Raw genomic sequence first — 18,711 nt, 5'->3', positions numbered from 1 at the left:
TCATCGCTATGCCATAGCTTGTGGATGAAGACCAAGCCCGTTTAACCAGCTTTCAGTTCTCCGCCGACTTCAGCATCCCGGCGGAGACGAGCAAATGACCTCTATCGGTCTGTTATTGATGAAAAACCTTACCCAGGAAAACGGTCGCCTGTGGCAGCCCGGTGCGCCAGTAGGTCCAGTCATGACCACCCTCGCGGGCCATGAAATGATGCGGCACTTTCAGTTTCCGGAGTTTCATTGTCAGTTCAGCGTTGCCGACGAAAAAATCGTCATATGAACCGCAGTCTATATAGAGCTCGGTCTTCTTAAGATCGTCAGCCGGGACCTTGTCGACCAGATCAAGAACGCTGTTGGCATAATAAGGCTGATTGAGGCGATCGCGTCCACCCAATCCCACTCCCCAGGCCTTGCCATAGCGCCGATCATATCCTGCCTGATCCATTTCGACGATCTGCTGGTCGGTGCGGAAGGCCGCACTCAATGCAGCGGCACCGGCGAAAAGATCCGGATATTTCATGGAAAAAGCCATCGCTGCATATCCGCCCATCGACAGGCCGAGAATGCCGCGGGATTTCTTGCCTGGAATGACGGGAAAGGTCTTTTCGATGTGCGGAACGAACTCTTTCACGAACATGTCCTGCCACAGATACTGGCCGTCGGCATCGTTCATGTAATAGGTGTTGAATTTGTTGTCGTCATCCCGGCGGCCTTCCGGCGTAACAGCGATGAAGGGCGGCACTTCACCCGATTCGATCAACCTGTCAAAAACGAGGTTGGCGTTGCCGAAACGATACCAATCCTGATTTTGGCCGTCGCCGCCACCATGCATAAGGTAGATGACCGGATAGCGCCTCTCGTCACGGCCGAAACCCGGCGGCAGATACAGCGTGAACTCGACGTTCTTTCCGAGAATGCGGCTGGCCATGACCTGGCCTTCCTTTACCGTACCTTCCGCATGCGCCACGGAGCCTACGAAGATCACCAGCAAAAAGAACAATACTCTCCCGACCATATTTTCCTCCTCGTTATGGAGGAGGACATAGCCCCGGACAGTAAAGCGTCAACCTGAAGCGATCCTAGACGTTCGCGACAATATTGCTGACCACCACAATTCGCCTCGTTTAGACATAGGCCCCATTTCCTCCGCCACTGGACGCCCTAGTTCCTTACCGTCTAACCTTGAGGAGAAGACAATGAGCATCTTCAGCAAGATTAAGAATGCGATCTTCGGCTCCCCGGCAGCGGCGGCTGAGAACCCAGCCGCGGCTCCTGCCGCAACGGGCGCCGCGCCGACTGCTGCCACTTCGTCCCCTGCCCCCGCCGCAGCTTCCACCGCTCCGGCGCCCAGTCCATCAACGTCTGCGCCCGTCGACGTCGCACCGATCCTTGACGCTGCGGTCAAGAAGAGCGGCCAGAAGCTCGACTGGCGCCACTCGATCGTCGACCTTATGAAGGCTCTTGGCATGGATGCGACGCTCAGCGAGCGCAAAGAACTTGCAGCCGAACTGGGCTACACCGGCGACACAGGGGATTCGGCAAAGATGAACATGTGGCTTCACAAGGCATTGATGAAAAAGCTGTCGGAAAACGGCGGCAAGGTGCCAGCAGATCTTCTCGACTGACAAAGGCTGCGGAGATGTGATCTTGATGAGGCTGGCGCCCCGCGGTACCAGCCTTTTTCTTCACCTATGAATAGGCCCTGCTTTTGCACGGCCGCCAACGATCCGTTGCAAAAGCACAGGCATTGCAAAACTCCAGAACTTGTTTTGCAAAGGTGAGCTTGACGGAATCGTCTATCTACCTGAAAAGCAAGATCCAAGCGGACGTGGCGAAACTGGTAGACGCAAGAGACTTAAAATCTCTCGGCCTCGGTCATGCGGGTTCGATCCCCGCCGTCCGCACCAGAACAAGTTATTGATAAAAAATATCAAGACCACCTTCCCCACATCCATCCACGACAATGAAGAAGCGGTGCGAATGGGCACGGGTCGGCGATTTGTGACCAGAACTGTGCCCAAAACCGCAAAAAGGGAGCAGCAAACGCCGCTCCCCCTTCAAACCAGTTTATCGGTCAATCGCGATCAGGCCGAAAGCTTGGCTGCAATCTTCGCGACATGGGCGCCTTGGTACTTTGCGGCTTCCAGTTCGACATCCGAAGGCTGGCGGGAGCCGTCGCCGTCGGTGATTGTGGAGGCGCCGTAGGGCGAGCCGCCCTTGACTGCTTCCACACCCATCTGCCCCTGGAACGCGTATGGAAGGCCAACAACGGCCATGCCGTGGTGAAGCAGGGTCGGAATGAAGCCGAGGATGGTGGACTCCTGGCCGCCGTGCTGGGTGGCCGACGAGGTGAAGACCGAACCGACCTTGCCGACGAGCTTGCCGGTGAACCAGAGGCCACCCGTCTGGTCCCAGAAATTGCGCATCTGCGAGGCGACAGTGCCGAAGCGTGTGCCGGCGCCAACGATGATGGCATCATATTCTTCGAGTTCGGCAACGGTGGCGATCGGTGCAGGCTGGTCGAGTTTGAAATGCGAGGACTTTGCAACCTCTTCCGGAACCAGTTCCGGAACGCGCTTCACGGTGACTTCGGCGCCAGCGGACTTTGCTCCCTCGGCGACCGCATAGGCCATCTTTTCGATGTGGCCGTAAGAAGAATAATAGAGAACAAGAACTTTCGTCATTTTTTTCGTTTCCTCTGCAGATGTGGAGGCTGTTGCGGAGCTTACAGAAGGTGCGCCACTCAACAGCTTTTTCAAGAACTCAATGATCATTGATCTGCCCTGTTACAAGCGTGTGGCTGGAAGCTAGCGGAGGCCGGCACACCCCGCCAGACGGTGGGATCACGACGCACTGTCCACTATTTACGAACGACGGAAATACATCTTCTTCCATTTGCACTCTATCAAGTCTCGGTGGATGGGATTGCATTCCCCCGCAGGCGGATTAACGTCCAGCCATCACAGAAAGCGAGTTCCTCCATGTCCGATCACTCCGCCTCCCCCGCCATCGTTACCGCAGCCATGCTCGCGATCGGCGACGAACTGCTTTCGGGGAGAACCAAGGACAAGAATATCGGACATCTGGCCGACATGCTGACCTTATCGGCAATCGATCTCAAGGAAGTTCGCATTGTCGCGGACGAGGAAGACGCGATCGTCGAAGCGCTCAACGCCCTGAGAGCACGCTATGATTACGTCTTCACCTCGGGCGGGATTGGCCCGACGCATGACGACATTACCGCCGATGCCGTCTCGAAGGCTTTCGATGTCGAGTGCATTTATGATGCCGAAGCCATGACCCTACTCGGCGATATGTACAAAAGGCGCGAGATGGAATTCACCCCTGCCCGCCAGCGCATGGCGCGGATGCCGGAAGGTGCGAAACATATCGCCAACCCCGTTTCCACTGCCCCCGGCTTCATCATCGGTAATGTCTATGTGATGGCAGGCGTGCCGCAGGTTTTCCAGGCGATGGTAGACAACGTTCTGCCGACCTTGCGCAGCGGCGCAAAAATGCTGTCACGTGCCGTCTCCTGCCCCTATGGCGAGGGCGATATCGGCACGTTGCTTGCCGATATCCAGAAGGCGCATCCGGAAACCAGCATCGGCTCCTACCCGCGTTTCGACGGAAAGAAATTCTCGACCGAGATCGTCGTGCGCGGCCGTGATGCCGAGGCTATGGATGCGGCCGCAGAAGCGGTCTCGGAGATGATTGCCGACCTCGATCGAAAGGGGATTTCGGCCAATCCTACTGCAGACGCTTAACCAGAGGGCGACGCCCGTTGACCCGTGCCGCGGCAGCACCACCTTATTGGAACAAGGCTCGAAACGAAGCCAGTAATGAGGAGATGTCCATGTCCTACAAGACTGTTCTTGCGGTTCTCGACACGCAGCGAAACGCGCCACAGATCACCGATTTTGCGGTTGCGATCGCCGAGCAGTTTTCCGCGCATCTGGTGGGGGTTCACGCCGAGACGCTAACCGCGGTTCCGCTGATCGCGCCGATGGAAATCCCCGATCCGACCGCAATCGAGATCCTGCAGGAAAGCGCCCAGAAGGAAACTCAGGCAATCGAGCAGATCTTCCGCCAGAAGACCACGCGTGAGGGACTTTCGGCCGAATGGCGCAGCTACATGCTGGCGGCCGGTTATGCATCAAGCTCCGTGCAGGAGGTCGCACGGACTGCGGACCTGATCGTTGCCAACCAGAGCAGCCCGTCCCAGGCCGATCATCGTGCAGACCTGGAGACATTCCTGTTCGAAAGCGGCCGGCCGATGTTGCTCGTGCCCTATACGCTGAAGCAACCAAAACCGATCGAACGTGTGCTGATCGCCTGGAACGGTTCACGGGAGGCTGCCCGTGCCACCTTCGATTCGCTACCGATCCTCAAGCAGGCCTCTTCGGTCGAGGTTCTGGTCATCGATCCTCCTGAGCGCGGCGACAGGGAAAAGGAATTTGCAGGTTCCGAGCTTGCCGCAACACTTGCCCGCCACGGCATAAACGTAACATTGACGACGCGAGACAGCGGCGGCAATTCGCCGGCCGCCGCAATCGAAAACCGCCTCGCAGACGAAAGCATCGATCTGCTTGTGATGGGCGGATACGGGCATTCGCGCTGGTGGGAAATGTTCTTCGGCGGGGTGACCCGCAGCCTGCTCGATTCGATGACGGCGCTGACATTGCTTTCACGATAAAGGTCGAGCGGCGGCAGCCAAAAGGCGCCGCCGCCGGCCCAATTCGCGGAACGGCTACTTGCGACCGAAACTCTCACGCTTTGCGTCTTCCGCCGTAATCTCCCGGATGACGCGTGCCGGGTTTCCTGCGGCAACGACATTCGCCGGAATATCGCGCGTGACAACCGCACCGCCACCGATCACTGCACCTTCGCCGATGGTCACACCCGGCATGATCGAAACTCCACCGCCGATCCAGACGTTGTTCCCGATTGTGACCGGAAGAGCATATTCGAGGCCGACATTGCGACGCTCGGGGTCTAGCGGATGGCCCGCGGTGTAGATGCCGACGTTGGGAGCGATGAAGACGTTGTTACCGATAGTGACCTTCGCGCCGTCCAGAATGACAAGGTTGACGTTGGCATAGAAATCGTCACCTATCTCGATGTTAAAGCCATAATCGCAGTGAAATGCGCCGTCGAACACGAAATTCCTGCCAATACGTCCCAATAACCCGCAGATCAGTTCGGCATGTTCCTGCCTCTCATCCGGCGAGAGTGCATTCAGCCGATGCAGGATACGCTTGGCCGCCTTGCGCTTTTCCAGAACGGCCGGATCGTAATTTGCATCATAGAGCAATCCGCGAGCCGCTTTTTCCAGTTCGTCCATGTTTTCCTCGTTCATATCTGCCCGGTTGGCATTGCAACCGAATGCGGCGACAGGGTGTTTGCAGGATGAAAATCAGATGAAGAAAACGAACGCGAGGACCTCATTCGTTTTGCGCCTGTAGCTCAAAGTGCCTATCCATGCGCGCCTTTCGTGCGACAGAGCAGAAGTTTCTGACAACAGGCGATGTCGTTGCCCTGCGATAGGCGAGTGCGATCGCAACACGTTCGGCGGTGTCACCCAGATGCCGAAACACCGTGCCGTGCAAATCCACGCGAGCGATGGATGCCGGAACGAGCGACACGCCAAGGCCTGCCGCGACCAGAGAGAGTATCGAGGCGATATGGGGCGCTGCCGGTCCCGACTTGGGCGTGAAACCGGCTTTCGCACAGGAACGCAGGATCGCATCATGAAGACTGACGCCAACGCTGCGGGGCGTCAGGATGAAGGAATCGTCGCACAATTTGGCAAGATCGATAATCTCCCCAGAGGCCGCCAGGGGATGGTTCGCCGGCAGCGCAGCGAGAAGCGGCTCGTCGGTCAGAACCTCCTCCACCAGAAGATCGGGGTCGGAATTCGAGGGACGCAGAATGGCGACATCCAACCTGTCATCAAGCAGCGCGGTGGCAAGCGCCACGGAGTTGGCCTCGGTGACATTGATCTCGACATCCGGATAGGCGTCGCGAAACTGGGCGATGCAGACCGGCACGGCCGGGCTCAAGGCTGCAGTCCCGGTGAAGCCGATGCGGATTTCGCCGCTTTCACCCGCGGCTGCCTTGCGCGCAAGCCGCATACCTTCGGCGATTTCATGCGGCACGTTACCGACCGCAGCCCGGAAAGCGTTGCCGGCGGGCGTGAGTTCGACCCCATGTGACAGGCGACGGAAAAGCCGGACACCAATCTCCTGTTCCAATAGCTTGATCTGCTGGCTGAGTGGCGGCTGCGCAATGCCCAGCCGCTCTGCCGCGCGGGTGAAACTCCCCTCCTCGGCAATCGCCAAGAAATAACGGACGTGTCTGAGCTCCATGATATTAATTCCAGATATGGAGAATGCCTTATCCATATATTAGCGACAATGTCGGCATGGCGCTATATCCGATTGTAAAGGATGCCCCCATGCCCAAACCAGCCAAACTTGAAGCAGCCATTCAGGCGGCTCCCTCCGAATCCGAGCCAACCTGGATAAGGGGCGACAGCGCCAGCTTTCGCCGAGCGAGCCGAGCGCTTTTCCTTGCCGGTTTTGCCAGCTTCTCGCTGATTTATTGCGTCCAGCCGCTTCTGCCGGAATTTCCTGAGGACTTTGGCGTCAATGCCGCGACGGCCTCGCTTGCGTTGTCGCTGACGACCGGTGCTCTCGCCTTTGCGATCCTTCTATCCGGTGCATTTGCACAGGTCGTCGGCCGCAAGACGCTGATGTTCACCTCGATGATGCTAGCCGCCGTATGCAATCTTGTCGCTGCAAGCGCCGGCGGCTGGGGCTGGCTTCTGGCGGCTCGGGCGGTCGAAGGTCTCGCGCTTGGCGGCGTACCCGCGGTGGCAATGGCCTATCTCGCCGAGGAGATCGAACCTTCGAGCCTTGGCCGGGCGATGGGTCTTTATGTGGGCGGCACGGCCTTCGGCGCGATGGTGGGACGAGTGGGGATGGGCCTGATGTCGGCCTTCACCTCGTGGCAGATGGCGATGTATGCGCTGGGAGCCGCCTGCGTCGCAGCGGCAATCGGCTTCTTGCTGCTTCTGCCGCCGTCACGCAATTTCCGGCCGCAATCCATGCCCTTGGGGCGGCATCTTCATCTCTGGCGACAGCATCTTTCCAACCCCGTTCTGCTGCGCCTCTACCTGATCGGCACGATGCTGACGAGCGTGTTCACCACCGTGTTCAATTATTCCACCTTTCGGCTGGCCGGCGCACCCTATCACCTCGGGCCAACGGCGATCAGCATGATTTTCCTGACCTATGCGCTCGGTATCGTCTCGTCCTCATCAGGCGGGAAGATGGTGGACCGGTTCGGGCGGCGGGCAACGCTGATCGTTACCTTCACGACCATTCTCGCCGGCGTGCTGGTGACGCTGACCTCCAGCCTAATCCTCACCATCCTCGGCATCTCGCTGATCACCATAGGCTTTTTCATTGGTCATTCGGCAGCGAGCAGCGGTGTCGGCGCAAGTTCCGGCTCCGCCAAGAGCCATGCCTCAGCGCTCTATCTGCTCTTCTATTACATCGGCGCGAGCTTTACCGGCTGGGCCGGCGGATGGTTTTGGATTCACGGCGGATGGGTTGCGGTTGCCGGGCTGACTTCGGCCTGCGCTACGATCGGCCTGCTTGTCGCCCTCACCTTCACCCGCACAAACAAGCCTAAAGCGGGTAAGGGGAACGGTAGCGCAACCGACATAAAGTCCGACCGCTTGCCTTTTCCCCCTGCTTGCCGCTATTAGCGAGAGCCAAAGAAACTCTCGTTCTGGCGGCAAATTCATGTCTCTTCCTGAAAAAGCATTTCCCGTTTCCTGGGACCAATTCCACCGTGATACCCGCGCGCTTTCCTGGCGCCTCTCCGGCCTTGGCCAGGAGTTCAAGGCAATCGTCTGTATCACACGCGGCGGGCTTGTGCCGGCGGCGATCATTTCGCGCGAACTCAATATTCGCCTGATCGATACGGTGTGCATCGCCACGCGCCATGATTATGTCGACCAGGGCGACACCGTCCTGCTCAAGGGTATTTCGCCCGAACTGCTGGAGAACGGCGGCGAAGGCATTCTCGTTGTCGACGACCTGACAGATACCGGCAAGACGGCGAAAGAAGTGCGCGAGATGCTGCCCAAGGCGCATTTCGCCTGTGTCTACGCAAAGCCGACCGGCGTACCGACGATCGACACCTTCGTCACCGAGGTTTCCCAAGATACTTGGATCTATTTTCCCTGGGACATGGGCTTCACCTATCAGGAGCCGATCGCCAAGGGACACCGGGGCTGAGATCCCAAAGGCTACAGGACCGCAAGAGATAGTGGCCTGAAGTCATTTCAACCACGAGCCGCATGATATGCGCTGACGCATGCCCTGCCCTGTCGTTTTGGTGTCAATAGCTAGTCCGTCATCCACAGGATGGCGGACTTTTCTACATTTAGAGGGCTGTGTTACCCATATGTCTCAATATGGTATGGCCAAGTGCTAAAATGCCCGTTCAGAAAGGGCTTCCAGAGCCGCCGATCTGCCCCGATCGTGCCACAATCGAATTTCGCAAGCCTCGCGCAAGCTTCAGCTCCGGTCGCCAAGCACTTGAGAATCCTAGCTGTTTTTTATTCCCCGTTATCCACAGGCATCAGCCACAATATCTTGTGGTTTAGAAACTCCTACCGGCTACGGCTTGACCGAATCAGGATGCGCGGCCATGAATAAACCTATGTTGCGGCGGCGACTGGACCGGGAGTAACGAGGCCGGTTCTTTTTCGAGTTTGATGGAAACAATCGAGCGCAGGGCTTGTTCTGACAGACAGCCGGGCGACGGGTTTTCGTGTCCTCTGAAAATCACCGCCAAGACCGCGATTAGGCTGGCATAAACATGTTGTTAATACTATATTTAGTGTTGGCAGCCATTATCCAGCACAATATACAGATAGACATCCAATGAGTCTGGATGAAATTTCAGCCGGCTGCCCATGATGGAGAGCAGCCGCATCGAACACGTGCGCCTTATCGGCGCCAAAGGATGAGGGACTAGAGGCAATGCGCATCGAACGTCGTTTCACGAAGCCTGAGACAGGCGCCTACGGAACCATCGAGTTCCGTAAGGCGACCAGCGAGATCCGTAATCCGGACGGTTCCATCGTCTTCCGGTTGGCGGATATCGACGTGCCGTCGCAGTTTTCCCAGGTTGCAACCGACGTTCTGGCGCAGAAGTATTTCCGCAAGGCCGGCGTTCCGAAGATCCTGAAGCGCGTTGAAGAAAACGACGTTCCTTCCTTCCTGTGGCGCTCGGTCGCCGACGAGAAGGCGATGAAGGACATTCCGGAAGGCGAGCGCTACGGTTCTGAAACCGATGCCCGCCAGGTCTTTTCGCGTCTTGCCGGCACCTGGACCTACTGGGGCTGGAAGGGTGGCTATTTCACCTCCGAAGACGATGCGGCCGCCTTCATGGACGAGCTTGCCTACATGCTCGCCACCCAGCGCGTTGCCCCGAACTCCCCTCAGTGGTTCAACACCGGTCTTCATTGGGCCTATGGCATCGATGGTCCCGGCCAGGGCCATTTCTATGTCGACCCCTTCACCGGCAAGCTGACCAAGTCGAAGTCGTCCTACGAACATCCGCAGCCGCATGCCTGCTTCATCCAGTCCGTTGGTGACGACCTGGTCAACGAAGGCGGCATCATGGACCTGTGGGTTCGCGAAGCGCGTCTGTTCAAGTATGGTTCCGGCACCGGCTCCAACTTCTCCCATCTGCGCGGCGAAGGCGAAAAGCTTTCCGGCGGCGGCCGTTCTTCGGGCCTGATGAGCTTCCTCAAGATCGGTGACCGTGCAGCGGGCGCGATCAAGTCCGGCGGCACGACCCGCCGCGCGGCCAAGATGGTCGTTGTCGATATCGACCATCCGGATATCGAGGAATACATCAACTGGAAGGTCAAGGAAGAGCAGAAGGTTGCTGCCCTCGTCACCGGTTCGAAGATCGTCGCCAAGCACCTGAAGGCGATCATGAAGGCCTGCGTTAACTGCGAAGGCAGTGACGACGATTGCTACGACCCGTTGAAGAACCCGGCCCTGAAGCGCGAAATCCGCGCTGCCAAGAAGGACCTGGTTCCGGAAAACTACGTCAAGCGCGTCATCCAGTTCGCCCAGCAGGGTTACAAGGATCTTGAATTCAAGACCTATGACACCGACTGGGATTCGGAAGCCTACCTCACGGTTTCCGGCCAGAACTCCAACAACTCAGTCTCGCTGAAGGACGACTTCCTTCGCGCTGTCGAGAACGACGGCGAGTGGAACCTGACCGCCCGTAAGGACGGCAAGGTCATGAAGACCCTGAAGGCTAAGGATCTGTGGGAACAGATTTCCTATGCCGCATGGGCGTCTGCCGATCCGGGCATCCACTTCAACACGACGATGAACGACTGGCACACCTCGCCGGCCGGTGGCCCGATCCGCGGCTCCAACCCGTGCTCGGAATACATGTTCCTCGACGACACGGCCTGCAACCTTGCTTCGCTCAACCTTCTCCAGTTCAAGGACAAGGCAACGAAGAACATCGCAATCGCAGATTACGAACATGCCGTGCGCCTGTGGACCATGGTGCTCGAAATCTCGGTGATGATGGCGCAGTTCCCGTCGAAGGAAATCGCCGAACTCTCCTACCAATACCGCACGCTCGGCCTCGGCTATGCAAACATCGGCGGTTTCCTGATGTCGTCGGGTATCCCCTACGACTCGAAGGAAGGCCGTGCGATTGCAGGTTCGCTGACCGCGATCATGACCGGTATCTGCTATGCGACCTCTGCCGAAATGGCAGGCGAGCTCGGGCCCTTCCCGAACTTTGCCCCGAACCGCGAAAGCATGCTACGCGTCATGCGTAACCATCGCCGCGCGGCCTATGGTGAGGCAACCGGTTACGAGCAGCTCTCGGTCGACCCGGTTCCGCTCTACCATTCGGAAAACCCTGACCAGACGCTCGTCACCCACGCCAAGGCTGCATGGGACAAGGCGCTGGAACTCGGTGAAAAGCACGGTTACCGCAACGCCCAGACGACCGTTATCGCGCCGACCGGCACGATCGGCCTCGTGATGGACTGCGACACGACCGGCATCGAGCCCGACTTTGCACTGGTCAAGTTCAAGAAGCTCGCCGGTGGCGGTTACTTCAAGATCATCAACCGCGCCGTTCCGGATGCGCTGCGTTCGCTCGGTTACTCGGAAAGCCAGATCGCCGAGATCGAAGCTTACGCAGTCGGCCACGGCAACCTGAACCAGGCTCCGGACATCAACCCCGGCACGCTGAAGGCCAAGGGTTTTTCGGACGAGAAGATTGCCGCGATCAACGACGCGACCAAGGCCGCGTTCGACATCAAGTTCGTCTTCAACCAGTGGACGCTCGGTGCGGACTTCCTGAAGGAAACCCTCAAGGTCACCGACGAGCAGCTGTCGGACATGAGCTTCAACCTGCTTGAGCATGTCGGCTTTTCGAAGAAGGACATCGAGGCTGCCAACGTTCACGTCTGCGGTGCGATGACGCTCGAAGGTGCGCCTTTCCTCAAGGAAGAGCATCTCGCCGTCTTCGATTGCGCCAACCCCTGCGGCAAGATCGGCAAGCGTTATCTCTCGGTGGAATCCCACATCCGCATGATGGCTGCTGCCCAGCCGTTCATCTCGGGTGCGATCTCCAAGACGATCAACATGCCGAACGAGGCAACCGTTGAGGATTGCGGCGCAGCCTACATGCTGTCCTGGAAGCTGGCTCTGAAGGCCAACGCTCTCTATCGTGACGGCTCCAAGCTGTCGCAGCCGCTCAATGCCTCGCTTATCGACGAGGACGATGCGGAAGACGCGATCGAGGAACTGGTACAGGCTCCGACCTCCGCCCAGGCCGTGCAGATCACCGAAAAGATCGTGGAACGCGTCATCGAGCGCGTCACCCGCGAGCGCGAAAAGCTGCCGAACCGCCGTCAGGGTTACACCCAGAAGGCCAATGTCGGCGGACACAAGGTCTATCTGCGCACCGGCGAATTCGGCGACGGCCGCATCGGCGAGATCTTCATCGACATGCACAAGGAAGGCGCCGCCTTCCGCGCAATGATGAACAACTTTGCCATCGCCATCTCGCTGGGTCTCCAGTACGGCGTGCCGCTCGAAGAATATGTGGAGGCCTTCACATTCACCAAGTTCGAGCCGGCCGGCATCGTGACGGGCAATGACGCGATCAAGAACGCCACGTCGATCCTCGACTACGTGTTCCGTGAACTCGCCGTTTCCTATCTCGGCCGTCATGACCTTGCTCATGTCGACACGTCTGACTTCTCCAACACGGCGCTCGGTAAGGGCATCAAGGAAGGCAAGACGCAGCTCGTTTCGACCGGCTGGACCCGCGGCTACAAGCCGACCCTGATCCAGGGCGGCGCGATGGGCGCGTCTGAAGCCAAGGGTTCGGCCACCGCCGCCCCTGCCCGCGCTTCGGCAAGCGTCACGTCGATTGCCGGCAACACGGCCCGCAAGCTTGAACCGGCTGTTGCCATCTCGACCTCGGAAATCGTCGCCTTCAAGCGCGATTACGAGGAGCGCGCCAAGGAACTGGCCGAAGAGATTGCCGAAGAGGTACTCGACGACGTCGCATCGGAAGAAAAGCAGGTCGCGACCGCGCTCTTCTCCGACAAGGCCGAAGCCGACGCCGCCGCCGCCAAGTCGGAAGCCAAAAAGGTCGAAGCCGACCGCCGCATGAAGTCGATCATGCAGGGCTATACGGGCAACATGTGCTCCGAGTGCCAGAACTTCACGATGGTGCGCAACGGCACTTGCGAGAAGTGCGACACGTGCGGTGCGACGAGCGGTTGCTCTTGAGTTGACACGCTTTGAATGATGAAGGGCTCCGCTGGAAACAGTGGGGCCTTTTTTTTCGTGGGGTGGGCGAAAGACGGTCAGCCCCTCTCCAACAAAATCTGTGATTTATCTTTCCTAAGATCATGATTTCGTATCCTCTCCCGCAAGGGGAAAGGAAGAATGCGCCTCACTCTCCCCGGTTCAGCAACTCTGCACGGATCGCGAGAACCACGCTGTCGAGACTGTCTTCCACCTCGGCATTCCAGAAGCGCAGGATACGGAAACCGTGGGTGCTAAAATGCGCGTCTCGGATTTTGTCGGATGCGCTCTCGGCATGCTGGCTGCCATCGACCTCGATGATCATTCGCGCTTCGAAACAGATGAAATCGAGGATGTAGCCGTCGAGCGGCACCTGGCGCTTGAACTTGAAGCCTTCGATCTGGCTGCGGCGTAGTTGTTGCCAGAGCAGGTTTTCGGCGCGGGTCGAATCCGCCCGCATCGCCTTTGCATATTGCCGATGTTGATCGGGAACGTTGCGATGCATGGAAACCCTCCGTTGAGGGCGATTTAGGCACAACGCTGCGGAAAGCACCATCCTCCCCCCATGCGGGGGAGGAAGAAAAATCTGGCACTTAGCCCTATGGGCTAAGTGCCAGATTTTTCAGGAGAGGGGCCTGAGCCCGAACCGCCACCCCTCTCTTGGAATTTCTAGCACTTAGCTGAAGCTAAGACGCTGAAATTCCGTTCTCTCCCGCAAGGGGAGAGAAAAAGCCAATCAAACAACCTTCGCCAGCGCATCCACCGCGAAGATCGCGTCAGCCACTTCTTCGGCCGTGAAATCGCTGCGCAGGTTCTGCAACGTGTCATCCTTGCTGTTGGCGAGCTGGCCTACCTTGATCAGGTCTTCGCGGGAAACGCCTTCCAGATGCAGTTCGGCCAGCGTTACCGGCATTTTGATCGAGCGGTAGAAGTCGATGTAACCGGCGATCTCGTCGTCTTCGCGCTGTTCGAGGATCATGTGGGCGAGCGTGCCGTAAGCGACCTTTTCGCCGTGGGTCAGGTGGTGGATATCGCCATGCAGTGCGGTGAAACCGTTATGGATGGCGTGGGCGGCTGCGAGACCGCCGTTTTCGAAACCGAGGCCGGAGAGAAGCGTAGCCGCTTCGACGACCGCTTCGACGGCCGGCGTTACCAGCTTCTTTTCAACGGCTTGATAGGCGCTGATGCCGTAGGTGAGCAGCGTCTTTTCGCAGGCTTCGGCAATCGCCATGCCGGCGATGGTGGCGGAGCCGCCGACCATGGTTTTCGAATTGGAGCGCTGGACGGCGAGTGCCTCGACGTAAGTGGCGAGACCATCGGCAATGCCCGACGCGAAGAGGCGGACAGGCGCCTGGGCGCAGATCCAGGTGTCGACGAGAACCAGATCCGGGTTCTTGGCATAGAAGCGGTATTTCTCGAAGACGCCGTCATCGGAATAGATGACCGAGAGCGCGCTGCAGGGCGCATCTGTCGAGGCAATTGTCGGCACGATAATGACGGGGGTCTTCAGCTCGTCGGCCACGGCCTTGACCGTATCGAGCGTCTTGCCGCCGCCGATGCCGACGACGAGGTTGGAACCGTTCTTTTTTGCCACTTCGACGAGACGGTTGATCTCGTTGGTGGAGGCTTCACCGCTGAATTTTTCGCGGGCGAATTCGATCTTGCCGGAGATGGCGGATTCGACCTTCGTGCCGATCAGGCCCCAGACGATATCGTCGGAAACCAGCAGGGCCTTAGTGCCCATTTCGGAAAGATAATCACCCAGTTCGGCAATGACGCCGCTTCCTTGAATATAACGGCCGGGGGAGGCAAAAATTCGCTTGGTCATGTCTGTCACTTCCAGTTCATCAATGGAAAAACTACCACGCGGATATCGACCGGCTGGCCATCCAAGGCAAGGCTTTTGGGCACAACCAACGAAACCGTTACCGACCAGCATGCAGCGACAGACAAAGAGTTCCTTGAGCCAGATCATTGCAGGCAAGGGAATTAAAGCGAGCAAAAACAACGAAATGGGGTTTCGCCTCGTTTGCGGACGAGCACGGACAACCGAACGACCATCATATGATGGACGCTGTGTTTCCAATCTGGAACATCTGCCTCTTAAAGGCAGGGTGGCTCAATCGGCGGCCGACTGGAAATGCTGTTTGAGGCGGGCGACGTCATCGGGCGACACGGCCGGATCCGTCAGCGGAATCCAGGCATCGATATAGTGTTCCGGCGCATAAACGTGGCCATGGCCCATCGGTGAACTGGTGGCGATCGCCATGTCGACCGCCAGCTGCAGGCCGGTCACGACCGGGATCCAGGTGAAACTTTGCGATACATCCGGCCCGCGCTCACCTCTCAGCCAGGCTGGCTCACGGAAGAATGAGGACGGATCGAAGAAGGTAACGGGGTCACTCGCATATTGCAGATAGATCATGCGGATCGGCCCCCAGGGCGCAAAGCCGTTGGACGCGGTTTCGAGCTGGTTTGCGAAACGCACGACCGATCCGTCGCGAAATTTCGGCAGCCAGGCGGGAGAGCCCTTCTGGCGCATTGCGGTGATCGCATTCCATCTGGCGCTGCGGAATGGCGGGCCGCTCCATAAAGCGCCCTGGAACGGATCGGCCACGACATCATAGATGTCAGTGGAGAGCTGCGAATTCAGCGCGCCAAGGCTAAGGCCATGCAAATAGAGGCGTGGCCGCCGATCCTTCGGCAGTGTTTTCCAATGGTCGTAGACGGCCTGGAACAGCGCCCGCGCCGCATCCTGCCCGTTTTCCGGCTCGACCAGCAACGATAGCCAACTCGACAGATAGGAATATTGCAGGGCGACGCTCGCGACATCGCCATCATGCAGATATTCGAGCGTATCCATCGCCGCCGGATCGACCCAACCGGTACCGGTGGGCACGACAACGACCAGCAGCGAGCGCTTGAACCCGCCCTGCCGCTCGAGTTCCTGCAAGGCGAGGGACGCACGTTCCTCGACCGTTTCGGCGCTGTTCAAGCCGGCATAGACGCGTATCGGGGCGAGCGCCGGCTTTTGCCAGAATTCACCGATGGCTTCCGCTTTCGGGCCGGTCGAAACGAATGCCCTGCCCTGCCGGCCGAGCGTATCCCAACCGACCAGCGATCCCGGCCCACCGGTGATGGCGGGGCTTGTCGGCGGCGTCTCGTCCGGTTCGATCAGTGCGTCGGCCTTCTGGAACGAGGCGTCAGTCGCATCGAGCGCCCATCGGACAAGCAGGCCCTGACCGACCAGCCAGAACACCGCGATTGCCAGCGTCAGGCCGAGAACGTTGGAAACCTTTCGCGGCATGATCGCGTCGAGCCAATGGGAGAACCGGCTTGCAGCCAGCTGGAAAAGCCAGCCGAGCGCCAAAAGAACCGCGAAAGTGATTACGGCTACCCCTGCCAGACGAAACGGATCGGCGCTTTGCTGCGGCTGCATCTGCCAGAGCGTGCGGATCGAATTCTGCCATTCGACTGCGTGCCAGAGGAACACGACCGATACGATGATAGCGAAGAGAAGCGTGGTCGCCCGCAAGGGGGCCGCTTGTTTCGAAAACCACGGAAGTTCCAGATAACGCCAGAGCCAGCCGATGAAGACGCCGAACGCATAACCGGTCGCAGCGCAGGCACCGGACAATACGCCTTGGATGAGCCACGACCGTGGCATGAGGCTTGGCGTGAGGGAGGCCGCAAAAAAGAGAAGTGCGAGCAGCACGCCCGTTGCGCTCAGGGATCCCATAAACCGCAAAACAAATCGCAATATTCGCCCGCCCAACGCTCGAAAACCCCATATGTCGCCCATCAAGGCAAATAGCGCTCGAGGTCATGATCCAGCGAGCCACGGCCACTCATCTGTGCAACCTGCACGACTTCAGCTGGAAAATCCACAAGCCTCTGCCGGCATCTTGTCGGAGGCTCAGAGAGAGGCCGGCCCGGCCAAAAATTGGCGCAAAAGCTGCCTGTGGCTTCACGAATGCGTGTCGGATCGGCACGGCTAATATTTCGTCAACCTCCTATTAGCATTTCATTGACCATAATCACGGCTTCGTTGCCGGGTTTTCGTTGTTCGTCCCGGCGTAGTGATCTTGGCGTAAAGCGAGTTGTATCGTGTTCCAGCCCCTGTCGAATGCTCCCTTCAAGAGTGCGATCCGCACGCTTCTGGGCCACGCCGCAGATACGGCACTTACCATCGCCAAGGCCTCCTGCGCCGTCTTTCTCGCCTTCTCGGCATGCGCCGGGACTGCCGCAATGGCATTTGCCGAAGACCGGACGCTGAAACTTCATTTCACCCATACCGGCGAACGGGCGGAGATTACCTACAAACGCAATGGCCGGTTCGACCAGAAGGGGCTCGCTCAGGCCAACCGGCTGCTGCGCGACTGGCGTCGCAACCAATCGACGCGCATGGACCCGCGCCTGCTCGATCTCGTCTGGGAGGTCTACCAGCGCAGCGGCGCGACGGAGTACATCCGCGTCGTTTCAGCCTATCGTTCGCCGGCCACCAACAACATGCTGCGCGGTCGCTCGCGCAGTACCGGCGTTGCCAAGAAAAGCCAGCACATGCTGGGCAAGGCAATGGATTTCTACATTCCGGGCGTGAAAATCTCGACGCTGCGCAGGCTTGCCATGCAAGCTCAGGTCGGCGGCGTCGGCTTTTACCCGACCTCCGGTTCACCCTTCGTGCATCTCGATGTCGGCAGTGTGCGCGCCTGGCCGCGCATGTCGCGCAAGGAACTGGTGGGTGTTTTTCCAAACGGCAGGACGATGCATGTGCCGGCAGATGGACGACCACTTCCCGGTTATGATCAGGCGGTGGCCGACTACAAGCGTCGCATCGGATCGCAATCGATCCAGATCGCCAGCACGGCACCGGATGATGACGAGGATACCGGCAGCGCGAAACGAAGCGGCAGCGGCTTATTGACCGCGATGCTGCCGACACCGAAGAGCCGTGCGGCGGAAGCACTTGCGGAACAGACTAGCCCAACGGCTATCGCCAAGGCAGCGAACCGCAAGAGCGATCCCGAATTTGCCGATCTTGCAGCTCTCTCCGCACCATTGCCAATTCTGCGGCCTTCGAAGGCTGTCGATATCGATCCCGTACAGACCGCATCGCTTGCGCCGACACCGAGCCTCGCGCCCGTCATTGCGGCAAGACCGGTAGCGGCTTCGGCGCCTGGAAGCACGCCGGCCTTCAGCGCCCTTGCGGCACTTGCTGCACCAGACGGGATGAAATTGCTGCGAGCACCGGAAGGCTCGATCGCATTGCTGCCGATCTCGGGACCAGATCTCGATGTCGAGGACGAATTCGATGGCGAAGACACGCTTCTGTCATGGGCGCTCGCTGCCCCTGCCGAGAATGTCGGCATGGCCGCGCCGGTCGTCATCGGCAGAACATTGACGGACCTGACGGCAGAACCGGAGAACACAACACCGTTGCCCCTTTCGATCGCAGAAGAATTCGATCACGACCGATTCTGGTCCGGTGGCTAACGGAACCAGCGGAAGTCAGCCACAAGCACAACCGGATCCGCACATAGATACACCTAATAGCTGCATCCGCTTCGTGGAGCGGTCCTGCCGAATCGCCTAGCGTTCTCGCTGTAACACTCGGGAGGACGACATGCCGAATTGCAAGGACAGCAATGGGGATACTTGGGAAATCTATCAGAGTGGCAGCCAGTGGCGCTGGCGCCGCACGGCATCAAATGGCCGCATCGTAGGCGCTTCGGCAGAGAGCTACGTCAACAGGAGTGACTGTGTCGACAATGCCCGACGCAATGGAATGAAGTGCAATCCCACCTGACGTGATCAATCCGTAAAA

15 protein-coding genes and 1 tRNA gene are annotated in these 18,711 nt (G+C 58.7%); 9 read left to right on the top strand and 7 right to left on the bottom strand.

From position 1 onward, the window contains the following. Nucleotides 1-112: 112 nt before the first annotated feature. Entirely contained in the window at nucleotides 113-1,012 is a 900-nt protein-coding gene (locus HNQ72_RS00330) for an alpha/beta hydrolase (RefSeq protein WP_183989069.1), read from the bottom strand. 181 nt (nucleotides 1,013-1,193) lie between these two features. Between HNQ72_RS00330 and HNQ72_RS00325 the strand changes: the two genes are divergently transcribed. Both HNQ72_RS00325 and HNQ72_RS00320 read left to right on the top strand, forming a co-directional pair. Further along, complete coding sequence (locus tag HNQ72_RS00325) at nucleotides 1,194-1,622, top strand: DUF3597 domain-containing protein (RefSeq protein ID WP_183989068.1); 429 nt, start codon at nucleotides 1,194-1,196, stop codon at nucleotides 1,620-1,622. A gap of 197 nt (nucleotides 1,623-1,819) precedes the next feature. Next, nucleotides 1,820-1,904 (top strand) — tRNA-Leu (locus HNQ72_RS00320). A gap of 177 nt (nucleotides 1,905-2,081) precedes the next feature. Here the strand turns inward: HNQ72_RS00320 and wrbA are convergent. Next, a complete protein-coding gene (wrbA, locus tag HNQ72_RS00315; protein WP_183989067.1) occupies nucleotides 2,082-2,681 on the bottom strand; it encodes an NAD(P)H:quinone oxidoreductase type IV in 600 nt (199 codons plus the stop codon). Between the two features lie 297 nt (nucleotides 2,682-2,978). On the opposite strand from wrbA, the gene HNQ72_RS00310 reads away from it, so the two are divergent. Then, nucleotides 2,979-3,764, top strand: a complete 786-nt coding sequence (locus HNQ72_RS00310; protein WP_183989066.1) for a competence/damage-inducible protein A — start codon at nucleotides 2,979-2,981, stop codon at nucleotides 3,762-3,764. Nucleotides 3,765-3,853: 89 nt separating this feature from the next. Continuing rightward, nucleotides 3,854-4,693, top strand: a complete 840-nt coding sequence (locus HNQ72_RS00305; RefSeq protein ID WP_183989065.1) for a universal stress protein — start codon at nucleotides 3,854-3,856, stop codon at nucleotides 4,691-4,693. A gap of 54 nt (nucleotides 4,694-4,747) precedes the next feature. On the opposite strand, the gene HNQ72_RS00300 is transcribed toward HNQ72_RS00305, so the two are convergent. Further along, nucleotides 4,748-5,341 carry a sugar O-acetyltransferase gene (locus HNQ72_RS00300; protein WP_183989064.1) on the bottom strand — a complete coding sequence of 198 codons (594 nt, stop codon included), beginning with the start codon at nucleotides 5,339-5,341 and terminating at the stop codon, nucleotides 4,748-4,750. Between the two features lie 100 nt (nucleotides 5,342-5,441). After that, on the bottom strand, nucleotides 5,442-6,365 hold the full coding sequence (locus tag HNQ72_RS00295; RefSeq protein WP_183989063.1) for a LysR family transcriptional regulator: 924 nt from the start codon (nucleotides 6,363-6,365) through the stop codon (nucleotides 5,442-5,444). An 89-nt stretch (nucleotides 6,366-6,454) separates the two neighbouring features. Between HNQ72_RS00295 and HNQ72_RS00290 the strand changes: the two genes are divergently transcribed. From HNQ72_RS00290 to HNQ72_RS00280, 3 genes are all read left to right on the top strand, one after another. After that, nucleotides 6,455-7,771: an MFS transporter gene (locus tag HNQ72_RS00290; protein WP_183989062.1), complete on the top strand. Its 1,317-nt coding sequence runs from the start codon at nucleotides 6,455-6,457 to the stop codon at nucleotides 7,769-7,771. Between the two features lie 37 nt (nucleotides 7,772-7,808). Next, nucleotides 7,809-8,306 carry a xanthine phosphoribosyltransferase gene (gene gpt, locus HNQ72_RS00285; protein ID WP_183989061.1) on the top strand — a complete coding sequence of 166 codons (498 nt, stop codon included), beginning with the start codon at nucleotides 7,809-7,811 and terminating at the stop codon, nucleotides 8,304-8,306. Between the two features lie 750 nt (nucleotides 8,307-9,056). Continuing rightward, the gene (locus HNQ72_RS00280) at nucleotides 9,057-12,869 is read left to right on the top strand and encodes a vitamin B12-dependent ribonucleotide reductase (RefSeq protein ID WP_183989060.1); all 3,813 of its coding nucleotides are present in this window, start codon (nucleotides 9,057-9,059) and stop codon (nucleotides 12,867-12,869) included. A gap of 166 nt (nucleotides 12,870-13,035) precedes the next feature. Here the strand turns inward: HNQ72_RS00280 and HNQ72_RS00275 are convergent, their stop codons facing one another. From HNQ72_RS00275 to HNQ72_RS00265, 3 genes are all read right to left on the bottom strand, one after another. Beyond that, nucleotides 13,036-13,392, bottom strand: a complete 357-nt coding sequence (locus tag HNQ72_RS00275; RefSeq protein ID WP_183989059.1) for an endonuclease domain-containing protein — start codon at nucleotides 13,390-13,392, stop codon at nucleotides 13,036-13,038. 231 nt (nucleotides 13,393-13,623) lie between these two features. Next, on the bottom strand, nucleotides 13,624-14,715 hold the full coding sequence (locus tag HNQ72_RS00270) for a glycerol dehydrogenase (RefSeq protein WP_183989058.1): 1,092 nt from the start codon (nucleotides 14,713-14,715) through the stop codon (nucleotides 13,624-13,626). A 291-nt stretch (nucleotides 14,716-15,006) separates the two neighbouring features. Further along, nucleotides 15,007-16,626, bottom strand: coding sequence for an alpha/beta hydrolase (locus tag HNQ72_RS00265; RefSeq protein ID WP_244654253.1), 1,620 nt, complete (start codon nucleotides 16,624-16,626; stop codon nucleotides 15,007-15,009). Nucleotides 16,627-16,994: 368 nt separating this feature from the next. Between HNQ72_RS00265 and HNQ72_RS00260 the strand changes: the two genes are divergently transcribed. Both HNQ72_RS00260 and HNQ72_RS00255 read left to right on the top strand, forming a co-directional pair. Further along, on the top strand, nucleotides 16,995-18,380 hold the full coding sequence (locus HNQ72_RS00260) for a peptidoglycan L,D-endopeptidase MepK (protein WP_244654252.1): 1,386 nt from the start codon (nucleotides 16,995-16,997) through the stop codon (nucleotides 18,378-18,380). A 130-nt stretch (nucleotides 18,381-18,510) separates the two neighbouring features. Further along, nucleotides 18,511-18,693 carry a DUF1508 domain-containing protein gene (locus tag HNQ72_RS00255; RefSeq protein ID WP_148145266.1) on the top strand — a complete coding sequence of 61 codons (183 nt, stop codon included), beginning with the start codon at nucleotides 18,511-18,513 and terminating at the stop codon, nucleotides 18,691-18,693. Nucleotides 18,694-18,711: the final 18 nt, after the last annotated feature.

This window comes from Aliirhizobium wenxiniae, assembly GCF_014201355.1.
In the GTDB taxonomy this organism is placed as follows: Bacteria; Pseudomonadota; Alphaproteobacteria; order Rhizobiales; family Rhizobiaceae; genus Neorhizobium; species Neorhizobium wenxiniae.
The sequence above is the reverse complement of the archived record's forward strand: the minus strand, read 5'-3'. Positions and strand labels throughout refer to the sequence as shown.